Genomic DNA, 17,012 nt, shown 5'->3' on the forward strand with positions numbered 1-17,012 from the left:
TCAGTCTCCGAACGGCATCGCCTTGTCGACCGTTTCCCAGATGAAGCGGCCCGACGGTTTCTGTTGCTCTTCGGCGATGTGGGCGACCAGCCCTGCCGCGCGGGAGATGACGGCGAACCCGCGCATCAGCACGACCGGAATGTCCATATCGCCCAGCAAGGCTGCCGTCGCGCCGGTCGCGTTGATGGTGATGTGGCGTCCGAACTCCGCATCGACCGCGGCCGACAGCGTCAGCAACGCATCGACATACCGGGTCGAAGCGCTTTCCGCCTTGCCGATCTCGATCAGTTTCAGGGCGCGCGGGTCGTCGGGCCGGTGCAGGTGGTGGCCGAAGCCCGGCAGATGTGCCTTGCGGGCACGATGCTCGCGCACGATCTCTGCCGCGCGCGTTGCCTGCGCGTCGCCGTCGAGGTCCACCAGTTCCGCCAGAAGGCGGGCGTTGTTCTCGATGGTGCCGACGAACTGGCTGCCCACGGCCAGAAGGCCCGCCGCCACCGCGCCCTGAAGGTTCTCCGGCGCGGACATGTAGATCGACCGCGTGGCGATGGCGCTTGGCGTCAGGCCGTGCTCCATCATCACGATCAGAATGGCGTGCATCACCCGCTGCTGCGCGGGCGACACCTCGCGCCCGAGGATGTGGCTCATCATCACCGAAACGAAGTCCGCCTCGCCCGACAACAGGTCGTCGACGAGATTGCGGTCGCGGTAGAAGATCTCCGTGTCGGTGTACCGGCACAAGGACGTGGTCGGCGCCTGCGTGGACATGGTCATCCCTCCTTCACTGCAACCGCCATCTCGGCGAGATGTTGTTCGGCAAGTTGCGATTTCTGTAGTTTTCCGATGGCGTTGCGCGGCAGGTCCGCCATGAAGCGCACCGATTTCGGCGTCTTCACCGGCCCCAGCTTTTCCCTGACGAAGGCTATGATTGCCGCCCCGGTCACGCGCGCACCGTCGCGCAGTTGAACGGCGGCATGCACGGCCTCGCCCCACTTGTCGTCGGGCACGCCGAAGACCGCGCAATCGACGATGTCGGGGTGTTCGCCCATCACCGTCTCGACGTCGGCGGGATAGACGTTGAAGCCGCCGGTGATGATCATCTCCTTGGCGCGGCCGCGGATGTAGACATAGCCGTCCTCATCCTTCACACCCAGATCGCCGGTGTGCAGCCAGCCGTCCTTCAGCGCCTTTTCCGTCGCCTCGGGCTGATCCCAGTAACCGGTCATCAGGAGGTCGCCGCGAATGACGATCTCTCCGGTCTCGCCGGGGGGAAGGATCTGCCCGTCCGGCCCCATCATCTCGACACGCGACAGCAGCGTCTCCCGCCCGACGGATGTGCGCTTCTCCGGATCGGCCAGTTCCCGGGCCGAGATCATCGTGGCGATCTGCGGTGCCTCGGTCTGGCCGTAGGTGGACGCCAGGCACGGGCCAAAGATCTCCTGCGCCCGGCCAATCGCCTCGGGACGCATCGGCCCCGCGCCGTAGATCAGGTTCTTCAGGTGCGCATAGTCGGCATCGCGCACGGTCAGCAACTCCATCAGCATGTACAGCACGGTCGGCGGCACGAAGGTCGTGGTGATCCGTTCCGCCTGCAGGAAATGCAGCGTCTCTTCGGGGCGCGGGCGGTCCAGCAGCACCAGCGTGCCCCCGGTCGCCAACGTCGGCAGGATGTACGTCGAAGTGCCATGGGTGATCGGCGCCGCGGCCAGGTAGCGCTGCCCCTCCCCCAGAGACCACGCCGCGATCTGGATGGCGATATTGGTGTTCCACGCCCGGTAAGGCTGCATGACGCCCTTGGGTCGCCCGGTCGTGCCGCCGGTGAACTTGATGGCCTGGGTTGCCGAAAGTGGCAGGTGCCCTGCCTCGGGCGACTGACCGGCGTATGTCCGGCAAAGCGCCGCCGTGGTGTCGGCCTTGTCGGACCGCGCATCGGCCATCACGAACTGTGCCTGCGCGCCGGACAGCTTCTGCGCCGTCTCCGGCTGCACGATGACGATGCTCGCCCGGGTGAGCTCAACCGAACGCAACAGCTCTTCCTGTGCATTCATCGGCTGGAGCGGCACCCAGACCTTGCCCGCCGCAAGCACCGCTAGCCACGCCACGAGATGCTCGACCGTGTTGTAACAGCAGATACCGACCCGCGATCCGAACTCCGGGTCGATGGCCTGCAACCCCGTTGCCAGCGCCTGAACCCGGTCCTGCAAGTCGCTGTATGTGACGCGCTCGCCGCCGCATTCGACCGCGACATGGTCCGGCCACAGGCGCGCTGCGCGATCGAAGAAATGGATGGGATACATGTCTTGTCCTCAGGTCTTGAAACCGGCGCGCTCCAGCGCGCCCGTCATGATCGAAACGACATCCTTGCGCCGCTTTCCGCCCAGCCGCGTCTTCAGCGCCGAGACGGACAGGCCGGCAAGCAGGGTGTCGGACGCGTCGAAGACGGCAACGGCAATCGCGCTGACGCCCGCGATGATCATCGAATTGTTCACGAGAAACCGATGGCTCTGCCAATGGGCGACCATGCGGCGCACCTCTGCCGTGGTCAGCTCGCCGTAGCGGCCATAGACTTCGCGGTGCGATGCGATCAGCCTGTCACGCCGGTCCGGCGGCATGGCGGCCAAAATCGCCGCGCTGCCCGCGCCCACACCGAGCGGACGCCGCGACCCAACGTGCAGAGTGTTCGCCGAAATCGGGTAAGAGCCGGTCGCGGTGTCGATGCAGATTGCCTCGTCACCGAAGGGCACGGTCAGGTAAACCGTGTCACCGGACAGCGCCGCGACCTCCTCGACCACGGGCCGCAGGTTCATGCGCAGACTGTCGAACTGGCGCGGCGACCCGGGCGCCCCTGCAAGATTGAATAGCCCGATGCCCAATGTGTAAATCTTCGAATAGGGATCGAAACTCAGCAGCCCACCATCGACCAGCCCCTGCAACAGCCGTCGTGCGGTGGCCGGAGTCAGGTCGGCCTTGCGCGCGATGGTCGACAGGTTAACCCCGGTCGCGTTGCGCTCCGCCACAATCGGCAGAAGCCGAATGGCCTTCGCAAGCGACGTCTCGGACCCCCGGCTGGCTTCGTTCTCGTCCTGCACGTTTCCTCCCCGACGTCCCCGTTTCTTCGGGCACATGTCTCGGGAGTCATGCGTTTCGGCATGTCGTGATGCAAACAATTTATGTCGAAATACAATCTTTTCTTATCATTATTCGATATACTTTCTCACAAATACATGTATTAAATAACTTTTGAATTTACAGAAATCTCGCCTGAATCGGCGCCCCCGCACCCTGTTTGCGGGCACGACCAGCCCTTCCCGACCAGAGGACGCAGGTGTCCGGCACTCCGTCCGGTAGCCGGAAACAAGGAATCGACCCTGATCTGAACCGCAGACCTTGCATATGAATTCCCGGGGCGTGCCAACGCGGCGGCCATGAAAACGCGACCGAAGATGCAGGCCCTGTGAAGCACGCATGCCATGGCCACCGAAACCGCGCGGCGAGCCCTTGGCCCAAAAGCAAGAAATGACCAATTCCGGCACCATCCTGCCCCGCCCCAGGCAGCGGAAATGATGCAGACGGCGATGGGCAAGACGGCGCTCATCATCGTGCCTCCGCGCGCCCGGCCTTCACGTCGGGGGACCGGTCTTGGCCATCCTCTACCAGCTTACGACATCGCCCCGAAGACCTGCATCCCGCGCGTGGCCAAGGTCCGTCTCAACGGTGATCGTCCCGGCCAAAACTCCGGCAGCGGTTTCCGCATCGGACGCGCGTTTGGCGAAGTCGTCCCACGCCGCCCAGATGATCGGCACAACCTCGGACTTCGGGCCCTGGGCACGCGTTTCGAACATCGGTGCGGTCAACGCCGTCTACGCCGCGACCTCCGTCAGGGCAGCGTTGGCGGCGGCGGCGTCGAAGGCGGTCTGCCCCTTGGCCATCGACCCGAGCACCTCCATCTCGTCGCCGATGGTCTTCATGAACTTCATCCGCGCCAAGCCCTCCTTGTTCCTGCCCCCGCCATTGCGCCGCCTTCCATCGCCATGCTCGGGGTGCGGGCCTGCGACAGGTCAGGCGGGGCGGTGTTCGCATTGGGCGGGAGCGGGTCCGGCTGATGGAGGCACGCCGGCTCCGCGACGGCGCGCCCGAAGCGCAGGCTGCGGCGCCGAACCCGCCTGGACGCCGTGGCAATTAGACACGCGCAACACGTCGTGGCTCGGTGCGATCCGCCTATTGCTTTGGGGCGTCTTCCACCTGTGGAACAAGGAGATAGCCCGCGCGGTGGACCGTCACGATCGTGACCGGAAAGGCTCGGATACGGCCGCGAAGACGGTTTATCAGAACGTCGACCGTGCGGTCGCCCGGAGACCATTCCCGCCCGCACGTGAATTGCGAAAGCTGATCCCGAGTCTGCACCTGTCCTTCGTTCAGCAAAAGGGCATGCAGCAGCCGCGTTTCGGCCGGTGCAAGGATGACATGCTGACCGTCGGTATCGAGCCTGCGGCTGCGCGGGTCGAAGGTCATGCCGGCGATCTCGAAGATACTGTGCTCGGCCTGGTTGGACGTATCGGAATGGGCATTCAGCAATTGCCTGATACGGCTGCTCAGTTCCAACGGATTGAACGGTTTTGTCACGTATTCGGTCGCGCCGAGCCCGATCCCCAGAAGCTTGTCCCGCGACTTGTCCATCGTGCTAAGGATGATGACCGGGCAGTCGCTTTCCCGCTTGATCGCGTGCAGCAACAAAAGGCCGTCGCTGTCCGGCAGGCGCCGGTCGAGAAGGACCAGATCGAAAGGCGTGTCGGCGAGCACGTCCTCGGCCTCGCGCGCCGACCCGGCAATGATGAAATCCGCCCCTGCTCCGGCAACGATATCCTCCAGCATCAACTGCACGAGCGGGTCGTCGTCGATGCACAGGACTGTGGCCCTTTTCGCGCCGGACTGCGGGCGGGCGGAATGCGTTCTGACCGTCATTCCGCGGCCCATGCCGCAGTCAGCCGCCGCCAGGACCGGAGATCCGCCAAATCCCGGTCGAGCGCGGGCAGATGTGCGGCCAGGTTGACGGGAGAGCTTTCGTCGTTGCAGTCGGCTTCGAGATCGCGAAGCGCAATCTCCAGTTCCGACAGGGCAAGGATCGCGCAGCTTCCGGCCAGCCGGTGCGCGGCAAGCCCCAGCACATGCCGCGGCGTATCGGGCGCCTGCAACTCCCGGCGAAAATCCGACCAGGTCGCCGCGAACATGTCGATCATCGCCTTGACCGTTCCCGGCGTAAGTCCCTGAAGGTTCTCCAGATCGTCCTCGCCGGCCGGACCGCTTGCACGACCGCAGGCGCCCGATCCGAAAATGGCCGATGACAGGCTGACCTGACCCGCCGGCTTTGCGAGCACCTCGTCGAAGCCCGTAGACCGCCCGAGCAGCGCGTCGACATTGGCTGTGAGCGCCAGGAACTTGGCCCGGCTGCTGGTCCGTTGTTTCAGGTACTGAGCAAGCGTCGGACCATCGCCATCCGGCAGAAGGTAATCGACGACATAGACGTCGAACTCGGCCCGTGCGGCATGCCGCTTTGCCTCTTCGAACGAGGCGGCGCGGGTGACATCGAGGCCGATACGCTCCAGTTGGTGGGCAGTCACGTTGGCGCCGATCGGGTCGTCGTCTATCAGCATGCACGACTTGGCATGCGGCACCCTGCGGGTCGTCAGGCTTTGATATCGCGGGCCCAGCGACCCCAACGTCTTGGATTGCACAAGTGGCACTTCGAACCACACCAATGCGCCTTTCCTGAGGTTCTCATACCCGATCCGGCCTCCCATGGCCTCCACAAGATGATGAGAGATCGCCAACCCAAGACCCGACCCGCCATTGCCGGTGTCGCGGGGCCTGGTGTTCTCGAACGGGCGGAACAGGGCCGTGGCGGCATGCTCCGGCAGGCCCGGACCATGATCGCGCACCTCGAAACGCAGGGTCTCGCCGCCGGCCTCGGATGCAATGCGCCGGATCGAAACGGCGACTCCATCGCCGTTGTCGGCCTTTTGCGCATTCGACACCAGGTTGCTGAGAACCTGCTGGATCATGCCCCAGTCGATATGCGCCGACTTCGGAACATCGGCGCCGATGTCGAATTCGAGCGGCGTGCGGACAACATTGCGTCCGATGGTGGCAATGCGTTTGTAGACCCGGATTTCCTCGAACAGATCCGTGTCCACCGGTCGCGGCACGGGTGGCTCGTTTTCGAATTTCGAGTAGTTCAGCACATTGCTGAGAGTTTGCAGCAGCGCCTTGCCCGCCCCTTCGATCACATCGAGAAAGATCTCCGAATTGGCCTGATCGGCGGTGCGCAACAGTTCGGCCGCGCCCAGGACACTGTGCAGAGGCGTGCGGATTTCGTGGCTCATGGTGGCCAGAAACCGCGACATGCCACGCTCTGACTGCTTGGCTTCCTCGGCGTCGCGCAAATGTGCGGTGACATCGTTCAACAGGGCCACATGACCGAGGGCCGTGTTCTCGACCGCATCGTGCAGGACGCGGGTGCGGACATCGAAACAGCGCGGCCCGTCCAGGGTGTCGAGCCAGACTGGGTCGTCCGAGGCCTCGGCGTTCTCCATGATCTTGTCGACGACCGCTTGCAGCGACCTTTTGCGAAGCCGCATGGACCGCAGGTAGATGATGTCCCCCGCCTGCGCGTCGCGGCCCAGGAACAACTCCGCCGCCGCCTGATTGGCATTCACCAGATGGCCGCCATGATCCAGCAGGAAGGCGGCGTTCCGAAGGCTTTCGAAAACGGCGAAGTACCGGTCCTTGTCCAGAGTGACAGCGCGGGAGCGTTCCTGCAGTTCGCGCAGGCGCCGGTTGTCGTCGTGGTGGTGCCAGTCCGCGGTGATGCTGAGCTCGGTGTCGTCAAAGAAGTCCCGGACCCGGACGGCTTCCTGCGCGGTGACGCCCCCCGGCAATTTGGCAAGTTCGGACACGTAGAGATTGCGGAAGTGCTTGAACAAGCCAAGGTACATCTGGAGCGTTATGCCCTGCGACCGATGCAGCCGGGCGATCATGCGCATGCGCGAAAACCGCGGGTCCGACGCATAGTCGAGCGTCGCGAGCGGGCCGCTCGGGGCATCGTCGCTGCCCGCGAGATACGACCCGAGGGCGTCGGTGACGCTGACAATCGCCTCCACCCACGCGGCGCGGATCGTCGTGGTGAAGGGCGCGTAACCGTTTGTTTTTGCGATCTCGATGGATTGGTCGACCAGGCGGTCGAGGCGCTGTTCAAGGAAATCGGTCAGTGCGTCGGTACTGCTGTTACGTCCGAAACCGGACGACGTGTTGGCTGGCAAATCTGCTGGCGTATCTGTTGGCATCGGCATCTCGGCCCGTCAGGCCCTCCCCCAAGAAGCAACGCTTGACCACGATAAGACCACTTTTGCCGTTTGCACAAACCCTAGGCACCGTTCGTTTACAACTCGTTTACATGACGTAACAACTTTGCAGCCTTTGGCGGGCGCTCCTCCTCTAACGTGTGATTCAATGATCGACCCAAACAACTGGGCGCACAGCCAAAGGGAGGATGAACATGCTGCGCATGAAGCGTCGTGAGTTCCTGCAAACATCGTCACTTGCCGGTGCCGGCGTTCTGGCCGCGAACAAGGCATGGTCCTTGAACCGGCTTGAACCTATCGGCGACACCCTGGCCGAGGAATACCCCTATCGCGACTGGGAAGACCTCTATCGCCGGGAATTCACCTGGGACAAGATCGGCAAGGCCGCGCATTGCATCAACTGCATCGGCAACTGCGCTTTCGACATCTATGTCAAGGATGGCATCGTCATCCGCGAAGAGCAGCTGGCGAAATACCCCCAGATCAACCCCAACGTGCCCGATGCCAACCCGCGCGGCTGTCAGAAGGGCTCGATCCATTCCGCCGCCATGTATGAGGGCGACCGCCTGCGCTACCCGATGAAGCGGGTCGGCGAACGCGGCGAAGGCAAATGGCAGCGCATGGAGTGGGACGACATCACCGAAGAGATCGCCGACAAGGTGATCGACATCTTCGAGAAATACGGTCCCGGCAAGCTGATGACCCACACCGGGTCGGGCAACCAGTCGATGGTCCGTTTCGCTGCGCCCTACCGCTTTGCCTCCCTGGTCGGTGGGGTGCAGCTCGATATCTTCACCGATGTGGGCGACCTCAACACTGGCGCGCATCTGGCCTACGGCAACCCGCTGGAAAGCTTTACCTCGGACGCCTGGTTCGATGCCGACTACATCATGATGTCGCTTCTGAACCCCAGCGTGACACGGATCCCGGACGCACACTACCTGTGGGAGGCCAAGTACAACGGCGCCCGCATCGTCTCGGTCGCGCCGGATTACAACCCGTCGTCGATCCACGCCGATCTTTGGATGCCGATCAAACAGGGCGCCGACCCGTTCCTGGCGATGTCGATGGTCAACGTGATCATCGAGGAGGAGCTCTACAAACCCGAATTCGTCAAGGAACAGACCGATCTGCCGGTTCTGGTCCGCACCGACACCGGCAAGATGCTGCGCGAGGCCGATCTGGTCGATGGCGGCTCGGACCAGAACTTCTACCACTGGGACCTGAACACCGGTGCCCCCGTGATGCTCAAGGGGACGATGGCGTCGGAGGAAAAGACCATCGCGCTCGACGGTGTCGATCCGGCTCTGGAAGGCACCTTCACGGTCGAGGGGATCGAGGTCACCACCGTCTTTGAAAAGGTCCGCGCCGAGGCGTCGAAACACACACCCGAAGCCATGGCGGACATCACCGGCATTGCCGCCGAAACCGTGCGGACCGAAGCGCGCAACTTTGCCAAGGCGAAGAAGGCGATCCTGATGCTGGGGTTCAACGTCGGCCGGTATTCCAACGGTATCTACACCGGCTGGGCGCAGGCGCTGATGCTGGCGCTGACCGGGCATGGCGGCAAGACCGGCGGGATGGACACGTCCTGGATCGACTGGAACCATGGCCCGTGGCTGCAACTGGCGCTGTACGGGTTCGAAAAACTGCCGCGGCTCGAACCGGGCGGTCTGGGCGAGTTCCAGCGCGGCCACATGATCGAGCACGCGCGCAAGTACTATGACGCCGACAAGCTGAAAGAGCGCGTGGGCTTCAACATCGACGAAATGGAAGAGATGATCGACCAGAGTATCGGCGAAGGGTGGATGCCCTATCACGGCGATATGAAGGGCCTGATCTCGATCGCGGACAACAAGTTCCGGCGCAACAAGTTCGTCGACAAGTACCGCGAGCGCATCCTCGAAGAGGTCGAAGAGCTTTTCGTCGATATCAACATCCGCATGGACAGCACGGCGCAATGGGCCGACTACCTGCTGCCCGCCGCCAGCCACTACGAGGCCTGGGATCTGCGCGGGGTGGGTTTCCACCGCTTCATCAACGTGTTCTCCAGACCGGTCGATCCGATTGGCGAGGCCAAACCGGACTGGGACATCATGGAATTGTTGACCCGCAAGATCCAGGAGCGTGCCATCGCACGCGGGGTCAGCGGATATCAGGATGGCGACGTGAGCCGCGACCTGCACACGATCCATGACGATTACACCATGAACCAGACGATCATGACCGACTACGACGCCACGAAATGGCTCGTGGACAACAGCCCCGAGATGGGTGGCGTGTCGCTGGAAGACGCAGCAGAACAGGGCTTCATCGTGATGAATGCCGTGGGGGGCAACAACCAGCCGCTGCCTGTGGACGAGCCCTACAACCCCTTCGTGGCCCAGACCGAGGACAAGAAGCCCTACGACACCCTCACGGGGCGGGTCACCTTCTACTGCGACCATCCGACCTTCGAGAAACTGGGGGCCGTGGTCCCGACTGCGCGGCATCACGCCGGGTCGGAGGCCTCGAACTACCCGCTGAACTACTACTCGCCGCACACACGGTGGGGCATTCACTCCAACTGGCGCTCGAACAAGTTCATGCTGCGGCTGCAGCGGGGCGAACCCAACATCTACATCAACCCGAAACTGGCAGCGCAGAAGGGCATCACCGACGGCTCGAAGGTGCGGATCTTCAACAGCGCGGGCGAGTTCTTTGCCCAGGCCAAGTTCTACCCCAGCCTGCCGGAAAGCTCGATCATGATGGAGCACGGCTGGGAGCCGTATCAATACGAGCAGTGGAAGCCGATGAACAACACCATGGCCACGCTGATCCAGCCTTTGGAACTGGCGGGCGGATGGGGCCACCTTGGCTTCAAGCTCTTCAAATGGAACGCAAACCAGCTCGCGCACGAAAGCGGCGTTGACGTGGAGCCGGCCTGAGAGCCGCGTGAGAGGGAGGAATAAGAAATGGCTGTGAAACGTCAACTCAGCATGGTTCTGGACCTGAACAAGTGCATCGGGTGCCACACCTGCACATCCGCCTGCAAACTGCAGTGGACCAACCGCAACGGTCGCGAGTACATGTACTGGAACAACGTCGAGACCCGGCCCGGCACCGGCTATCCGAAGAACTTCCACGAAATGGGCGGCGGCTTCGACGAGGATGGCGCCCTGCGCCTGGGCAAGGAACCCAGCGCCGAGGACTACGGCGTGCCATGGGAGTACAACTACGAAGAAGCGCTGATGACCGGCACCGACCCGTGGCTACGTCCCAACGTCAAACCCACCTGGGGCGCGAACTGGGACGAGGACGAGGGCGAAGGCGACTACCCGAACTCCTACTACTTCTACCTGCCAAGACTTTGCAATCACTGCGCAAACCCGGCCTGTCTGGCCGCCTGTTCGCGCAACGCGATCTACAAGCGGCAGGAAGACGGCATCGTCCTGATCGACCAGGAACGCTGCCGCGGCTACCGATACTGTGTCTCTGCCTGCCCCTACAAGAAGGTCTATTTCAACGAGGAAATCTCGAAGTCCGAGAAGTGCATCTTCTGCTATCCGCGCATCGAGAAGGGCCTGCCCACCGCCTGCGCCAAGCAGTGCGTCGGCCGGATCCGCTGGATCGGCTATCGCGACGATGAGGACGGCCCGATCCACACGCTGGTGGACAAGTACAAGGTCGCCCTGCCCTTGTACCCGGAGATGGGAACGCAGCCCAACGTCTTCTACGTGCCGCCGCTGTCGCCGCCGAAGATCGACGAGGCCGGAGGCGCGACCGCCGAGTCCCGCGTGCCGCTCGACTATCTCGAAAGCCTGTTCGGCGACGGCGTCAGCGCGGCGCTGGAGACGATCACCGCAGAGCGCGCCAAGAAGGCCGAAGGCGGCGAGAGCGAGCTGATGGACACCCTGATCGGCTATCGTCACGCCGAAATGTTCAAGCTAAGCTGATGTCGGTCGCGGTAAAATCACGCCCGCCCATGGGCGACAGCCCCGCGCGGGCCCGGGCCAAGGAACGCATCTGGCGCCTTTCGGCGCTGGCCTTCGGGCATCCGTCCGTGGAGTTCTTCGACGCCGTCGCCTCCGGGCAGTTCCACGAGGCATTCAGCGGTGCCTGGGGCGATGCCACCGGCGCGCCCTGGCCCAGAATGCCCGTCTCGCCGGACTTCGCCAACTTCGAGGCGGGCTACATCAGCGCCTTCCTGCATGGACAGGGGGGCAAGCCCGTTGCGGCCCTGCTGGCCGGCGACCACGAAGACATCCTCGCCGGTCTGACCCGGCCGGCCTTCATGTTGAACGTCGCGGCCTTCTACAAGCATTTCGGCCTGAAACCGGCCACTGGCGACGAGGGCAAGACCGACGAACCCGACCATCTGGCCAGCATGCTGGAGATGATGGCGGTGCTGTGCCACTTCGAGGCGACGGCGCTGGCACAGGGCAAGGATGCCTCCGGCTATCGCCGGGCGCAGCGCGATTTCCTCTGCCGCTATCTTGGCCCGACGCTGGAGGCCGTCGCCGGATTGCTGCGACGTCATCCGGTCACTTTGCTGGACCCGACGATCAGCCAGCTTGTGCAGGACCTCAGTGCCTGGGCCGAGATCCAGATCAACGAACTGGAGGTCCGGGTCGGCCCGTTCAACGACCCCGATGCGCCCAAGACCAGCAGCGTTTCCGCCGAACCGGCGGCACAGAACCTCTGGGGATAAGGAGACCCACCATGCGAACAACGATTGCTTCCCTGACCGCATTGGCCCTGCTGTCGGCTCCGACCCTGTCGGCGGCGCAGTCCCTGGGCGAAGGCAACGTCAAACTGCTCGAAGCCTACGACACCGTCGAGGTTTCGACCATTCCCGACGACATCTACCTGCGCACCGTCAACGATCCCGAAGACATCATCTGGGAGCGCATTCCCGAATACCGCGTTGCCATGATGCCGGCCCCGGCGGTGCACCCGTCGGTGGAGCTGAGGGTCAATTACGACGCCGAGACAAGCTATCTTTACGTGAACCTCGCCAAGACGTCGGACCGGTTCTACGTCCGGCTGCGCTGGACCGACGACACGCAGAATACCGAAACCGCCTTTGACCGGTTCCGGGACGGTGTCGCGGTGCAGTTTTCCATGGGCGACGACGTGACATCCTACATGATGGGGGATGGCCCGGACAGCACGGTGAACATCTGGTACTGGCGATCCGACAAGGACGCGGTGCAGAACCTTGCGGCTGGCGGTCCCGGCAGCACCACGCTTCTGGACGAACAGCCGGTCAGCGGGCAAAGCCTGTATACCGAAAAGGACGACGACCCCAACGTATGGACAGTGGTGATGTCGCGCCCGCTTGAGGACGACGGCGCGCATGACGTGTCGCTGAACCGCGACGTGGTGCCCATGGCGTTCGCCGTCTGGCAGGGTGCCGAGAAAGAGCGCGACGGGTTCAAGCGCGTCTCGGACGGCTGGGTCCTTCTCGACATGGCATCGGAGTGATCCATGGATTTCCTGACCCCTGAAGAAAAGGCAAGCGTCACCAAGACCGATTGCGGATTGGGCCACGCCTGCCAGTTCTGCCCCAAGGAAGCGGGCTGCAAGCTCGACAAGCCGTACCACAACAAGGTTCTGATCGAACGCCGCTTGCAGGAGATCGACCAAATCATCGTCGTTCTGGCCAACAAGGGCGGCGTCGGCAAAAGCACGGTCAGCGCCAATCTGGCCGCCGGGCTGGCGCGCGAAGGTTTTCGCGTGGGTGTCGCGGATGCCGACATCCACGGCCCCAACCAAAGCCGGTTCTTCGGCTTCGCCGGCGCCAAGATCCGCACCACCCCGGCAGGGTTGCAGACCCATGGGTTTGTGGCCGACGGGATCGACCACCCGGTCGAGGTCGGATCGCTGGCCTTCATGCTCGAAGACGACACCACCCCGATCGTCTGGCGCGATGCCTACAAGCACGACTTCATCCACCACCTGATCGGCAGCTTCGACTGGGGGTCGCTCGACTTTCTGGTGGTCGACATGCCCCCCGGCACCGGCAACGAGCTGATCACGCTCTGCGACATGCTCGAAGGCAGCAACGTCTCGGCGGTTCTGGTGACTTCGCCGCAGGCGGTGGCACAGATGGACAGCCTCAAGGCCGGGCGGTTCTGCCGCGAACGCGGCCTGCCTGTCATCGGTGCGGCCGTGAACATGGCCGGCGTGCAATGCCCGAACTGTCACGAGGAATTCCACCTGTTTCCGGACGCGGGCGTCGCCGAGGCGTTGGGCAAACTCGACATCAGAAAACTTGCCGAGATCCCGCTCTCGCCCGATCTCGCATTGGGGTCCGACCGCGGCGAACCCGTCGTGACCGCAATGCCCGACAGCGTGGTGGCGCGCGCCTTCGCGCCGATGATCGAAGCGGTCTCGGCGCTGGGACGCGCAGGGTTTCACGAGGCGGTCGCCGCAACCATGCAGGACGTCTTTGCCGAAAACCTGAATGACGAGGATTTGCAGGCGGCGATGTCGGCATTGGCCGAAGGCGATGTCCTGGGTGCCGAGCTTTCGGATCTGCTGAACCAGGAGGCGAGCAGACTGAAACAGGCCTCGCAACCGGCAAAGGGACGCGGATAAATGGACGGAGCAGTTGAGACGGTTTCACGTCGCGGGTTCTTTCGCGGTCAGTTCGGGGCACAGCCAGAGCCGGCAGAGGGCTGGTATTCGGTAGAAGGCCTTCCAGCCGGCGCCGACGACGTGTTCTGGGATGGCTGGACGGATGAGGCCGGCCTCTTCGTGGTCGGCGATCACGGCGCGATCAACCATTTCGATGGCGCGGAGTGGGTCCGCCTGCCAAGCCCCGCCCCCGTGCCGATCCATGCGCTTTGGGGCACGGATCGGGAAAACCTCTGGGCCGTCGGCTGGATGGGCCTAATCCTGCACCACGACGGAGAGGTCTGGCACCAGGTGCATGGCTGCGTGGTCGACGCGAAGGGCAAATACGCCTCCGTCGAAGAGAACACACCGCTGTTCGCCATCTGCGGCCGCGCGGACGGGCACGCCTGGGCGGTCGGAGATCGCGGCAGAATCCTGCATTTCGACGGCACGGACTGGTCGGTCGAAGATGCCGGGACCCGCGCCCATTTGCGCGCCGTCATCGTTTTGGACGATGGTCGTGTGATGGCCTCGGGCGGCGATGGCACGGTGGTTCTGCGCAATTCCGAAGGCGTGTGGGAGGTCCTCGATTGCCCCGTTGCCTCCAATTTCACAGCAGCGATGGCCCTGCCCGACGGGCGTGTCCTGCTGGCCGGGGGCCGGTATTTCATCCAGGCCAACGGCTTTCGCGGCGATCTTGTCGAATGGGATGGCGAACGCTTCGAAAAGCTCTTCCCCGACACCGAGTTCAGCCGCTTCCGGGCGTTGGGCCGGACCGGCAAGGGCCTTCTGGCGCTCGGCGATGCCGGTCAGATCCACCTGATCCGCAAGGACTGCATCGACCGCTTGCAAAGCGGCACGGGCCACGACCTTCTGGGCCTCGTCGACCTACCCTCGGGCGAGGTGATGGCGGTCGGGGATTACGGCAGTCTTCTGGTGGGAGGCAGCGACGCACTGACCTGCTTTGCCCCCGCGATCCAGCCCGGCGAGGACCCGGCGAACTGGTCCGCGATGGACAGCGGCACGGACCGCCAGCTTTGGGGGATGTGGCACGATCCTGAACAGGACATGCTCTTTGCCTGCGGCGAGGAAGGCACCGTGCTGGTCCATGATCGCGGCAAGTGGGAGGCGCTGCCACCGGCGGGCACGCTTGGCATCCACGACCTGGCCCGCGCCCCGGATGGCGGATTGCTGGCGGCGGGTCAGCTCGGCGAAGTGCACCACTTCGACGGCACCGCCTGGAGCAAACACTTCGACCTGTTCATGGATGTCACGATCCTGTCCTTGTGGTCCGATGGCCACGGGCAGATCTTTGCCGCCGGCGACGAAGGTCTGGTGCTTCATTGGGCGGGCGCGGAGTGGGAGCGCATGCCCTCCGGCACCAAAAGTGCGCTTTACGGCCTCTGGGGTATGGACGCCGAGCATCTGCTGGCGGTCGGCGACTTCGGCCAGATCATGCGGTGGAACGGCAAGCGCTGGGACGAGTTCAACGCCGGGACCGAGCACTTCCTGTTCGACGTCTGGGGGCGGTCCCTGCGCGATATCTTCGTTGTCGGCCTGTCCGGAACCATCGGCCATTTCGACGGATCGCGGTGGCACATCACCCCGGCGCGGGCGCGCAACGACCTGTTGGCCCTGACCGGCACCGCGACCGATGTCGTGGCCGTGGGCGCGGCAGGCGCCGCGGCCCGGTTCGACGGTCAGCGCTGGCACATGGACCCGACGGGCACCACGGCCGGCCTACGGGCGGTCGCCGTGAATGACGCGGGCCGGTATTTCGCTGCGGGGGATGGCGGGACGATCCTGTGCCGTGACGTCGAATGACGGCCTTTACGAGAGAAACCATGCGCGCGACCGCAACGGCAATCGCGGTCGAGCGCCCCCTTCTGGGCTACATCCGGTCCGAGGATCGCGGTGTCGGAGACATGCTCCTGAGCCACGTTGCCGAGCGTCTGATCGCGCAGGGCCTCCGGGTGCACGGCGCCATTCAGGTCAATCGGGACCGGCACGACGGGCAGCGGTGCGACATGGACATCCGTCTCCTGCCGGAGGGGCGGGAGATCAGGGTGTCGCAAAGTCTCGGCCTTGGCGCGCGCGGCTGCCGCCTGGACAGCGGCGCGCTGGAGACCGCCGTCGCCTGCGTCGGCGCGTCCTTCGCGCCGGATGCGGATGTACTGATCGTCAACAAGTTCGGCAAGCAAGAGGCATGCGGCGCGGGCTTTCGCACGCTGATCGGTGAGGCCATTTCCATGGGCGTGCCGGTGCTGACCTGCGTCAACGCCATGAACCAGACGGCATTCGACGAGTTCTCGGCCGGTTTCCAGGTGCGGCTGGACGCCTGTGAAACCACCCTGCTCAACTGGTGCCGAACGCATCTGCACGACCTCGGGCCAAACGCGCGCTCGGTTCGCTAACGACCAGTCTGATCTTTGCCCGTACCGCATACCGTCGCGGGCCATCCGATTGTCAAAATCCCGAGCTGTCGTTTCACAAATGTGTAGAGCCTGAAGCCTGCGGCTGGGCTGTTCGGGCCGCTGCCGGACCGTTCGACCGTTTTCCCACTGCGGGCAAAATCCGGGTGCGGGCCCCACATCGCCGCCCGGGGAAGCTCTCTGACCCGCCTGTTCCTTCCTGATGGTGTCAAAGCGCCCTCAAGGCACCTTTTGCCGACGCCGCGTTTACGAGAATGCTGCGAGGCGGAGGCGCGCACAGAAGCGCTCAGCCTTGTCGGACTGGTCATCGTCCGGAAATCGTTCCGCGCATGGCCCGGTCAAAGACGGATCGGCGTTCTGCCGGAACGGCAGGGCATCAGCATGAACCACGCGACGCTCTGCCGGAATTACCCGGAAGACGGGCTTTCGGAGCAGCGTCGCCTTGGCCGGAAACGGGCGCGCTACGAGGACACCGATGCCAGCCGCCGCGCGCGTCAACGTGCCCCTCCGATCAAGGATATCAGCCAAACCGTTGCCGGGTAGCAATTTCCTGCAATGTCCAGTCTCCGCGCTGCACTTCCAGTGCCACCTTCGCCTCAAGCCATTCTGTAAACCCACCGCACTT

At 63.9% G+C, this 17,012-nt stretch carries 15 protein-coding genes; 8 read left to right on the forward strand and 7 right to left on the reverse strand.

Going from position 1 to position 17,012, the window contains the following annotated elements:
• The 7 genes from ABFK29_RS18670 to ABFK29_RS18700 form a co-directional block, all read right to left on the reverse strand.
• Entirely contained in the window at positions 1-765 is a 765-nt protein-coding gene (locus ABFK29_RS18670) for a citryl-CoA lyase (protein ID WP_040604837.1), read from the reverse strand.
• A 2-nt stretch (positions 766-767) separates the two neighbouring features.
• Complete coding sequence (locus ABFK29_RS18675; RefSeq protein WP_005861161.1) at positions 768-2,294, reverse strand: class I adenylate-forming enzyme family protein; 1,527 nt, start codon at positions 2,292-2,294, stop codon at positions 768-770.
• 9 nt (positions 2,295-2,303) lie between these two features.
• Positions 2,304-3,086, reverse strand: a complete 783-nt coding sequence (locus tag ABFK29_RS18680; protein WP_005861162.1) for an IclR family transcriptional regulator — start codon at positions 3,084-3,086, stop codon at positions 2,304-2,306.
• A gap of 561 nt (positions 3,087-3,647) precedes the next feature.
• Positions 3,648-3,839, reverse strand: coding sequence for a hypothetical protein (locus ABFK29_RS18685; RefSeq protein ID WP_005861163.1), 192 nt, complete (start codon positions 3,837-3,839; stop codon positions 3,648-3,650).
• 18 nt (positions 3,840-3,857) lie between these two features.
• Entirely contained in the window at positions 3,858-3,974 is a 117-nt protein-coding gene (locus tag ABFK29_RS18690) for a cytochrome c (protein WP_005861169.1), read from the reverse strand.
• A gap of 241 nt (positions 3,975-4,215) precedes the next feature.
• Positions 4,216-4,959, reverse strand: coding sequence for a response regulator transcription factor (locus tag ABFK29_RS18695; RefSeq protein WP_040604858.1), 744 nt, complete (start codon positions 4,957-4,959; stop codon positions 4,216-4,218).
• Positions 4,956-7,337 (reverse strand): ATP-binding protein, encoded by a 2,382-nt coding sequence (locus ABFK29_RS18700; RefSeq protein WP_157136551.1) that lies wholly within the window; start codon positions 7,335-7,337, stop codon positions 4,956-4,958. The genes ABFK29_RS18695 and ABFK29_RS18700 overlap by 4 nt, the downstream gene beginning before the upstream one ends.
• Before the next feature lie 212 nt (positions 7,338-7,549).
• On the opposite strand from ABFK29_RS18700, the gene ABFK29_RS18705 reads away from it, so the two are divergent.
• The 8 genes from ABFK29_RS18705 to ABFK29_RS25175 all read left to right on the forward strand — a co-directional run bounded on the left by ABFK29_RS18705 (position 7,550) and on the right by ABFK29_RS25175 (position 16,930).
• Positions 7,550-10,282, forward strand: coding sequence for a molybdopterin-dependent oxidoreductase (locus tag ABFK29_RS18705; protein ID WP_040604859.1), 2,733 nt, complete (start codon positions 7,550-7,552; stop codon positions 10,280-10,282).
• A 27-nt stretch (positions 10,283-10,309) separates the two neighbouring features.
• Positions 10,310-11,290, forward strand: a complete 981-nt coding sequence (gene clrB, locus ABFK29_RS18710; RefSeq protein ID WP_005861174.1) for a chlorate reductase subunit beta — start codon at positions 10,310-10,312, stop codon at positions 11,288-11,290.
• 29 nt (positions 11,291-11,319) lie between these two features.
• The gene (locus ABFK29_RS18715) at positions 11,320-12,045 is read left to right on the forward strand and encodes a molecular chaperone TorD family protein (protein ID WP_005861175.1); all 726 of its coding nucleotides are present in this window, start codon (positions 11,320-11,322) and stop codon (positions 12,043-12,045) included.
• An 11-nt stretch (positions 12,046-12,056) separates the two neighbouring features.
• The gene (locus ABFK29_RS18720) at positions 12,057-12,821 is read left to right on the forward strand and encodes an ethylbenzene dehydrogenase-related protein (RefSeq protein ID WP_005861176.1); all 765 of its coding nucleotides are present in this window, start codon (positions 12,057-12,059) and stop codon (positions 12,819-12,821) included.
• Between the two features lie 3 nt (positions 12,822-12,824).
• Positions 12,825-13,937 carry a P-loop NTPase gene (locus ABFK29_RS18725; protein ID WP_005861177.1) on the forward strand — a complete coding sequence of 371 codons (1,113 nt, stop codon included), beginning with the start codon at positions 12,825-12,827 and terminating at the stop codon, positions 13,935-13,937.
• Entirely contained in the window at positions 13,938-15,779 is a 1,842-nt protein-coding gene (locus ABFK29_RS18730) for a glycosyl hydrolase (RefSeq protein ID WP_083803485.1), read from the forward strand.
• Positions 15,780-15,799: 20 nt separating this feature from the next.
• A complete protein-coding gene (locus ABFK29_RS18735; RefSeq protein ID WP_232281589.1) occupies positions 15,800-16,369 on the forward strand; it encodes a DUF2478 domain-containing protein in 570 nt (189 codons plus the stop codon).
• Between the two features lie 249 nt (positions 16,370-16,618).
• Positions 16,619-16,930, forward strand: a complete 312-nt coding sequence (locus ABFK29_RS25175) for a hypothetical protein (protein ID WP_005861183.1) — start codon at positions 16,619-16,621, stop codon at positions 16,928-16,930.
• Positions 16,931-17,012: the final 82 nt, after the last annotated feature.

This window comes from Sagittula stellata E-37 (assembly GCF_039724765.1).
GTDB lineage: Bacteria > Pseudomonadota > Alphaproteobacteria > Rhodobacterales > Rhodobacteraceae > Sagittula > Sagittula stellata.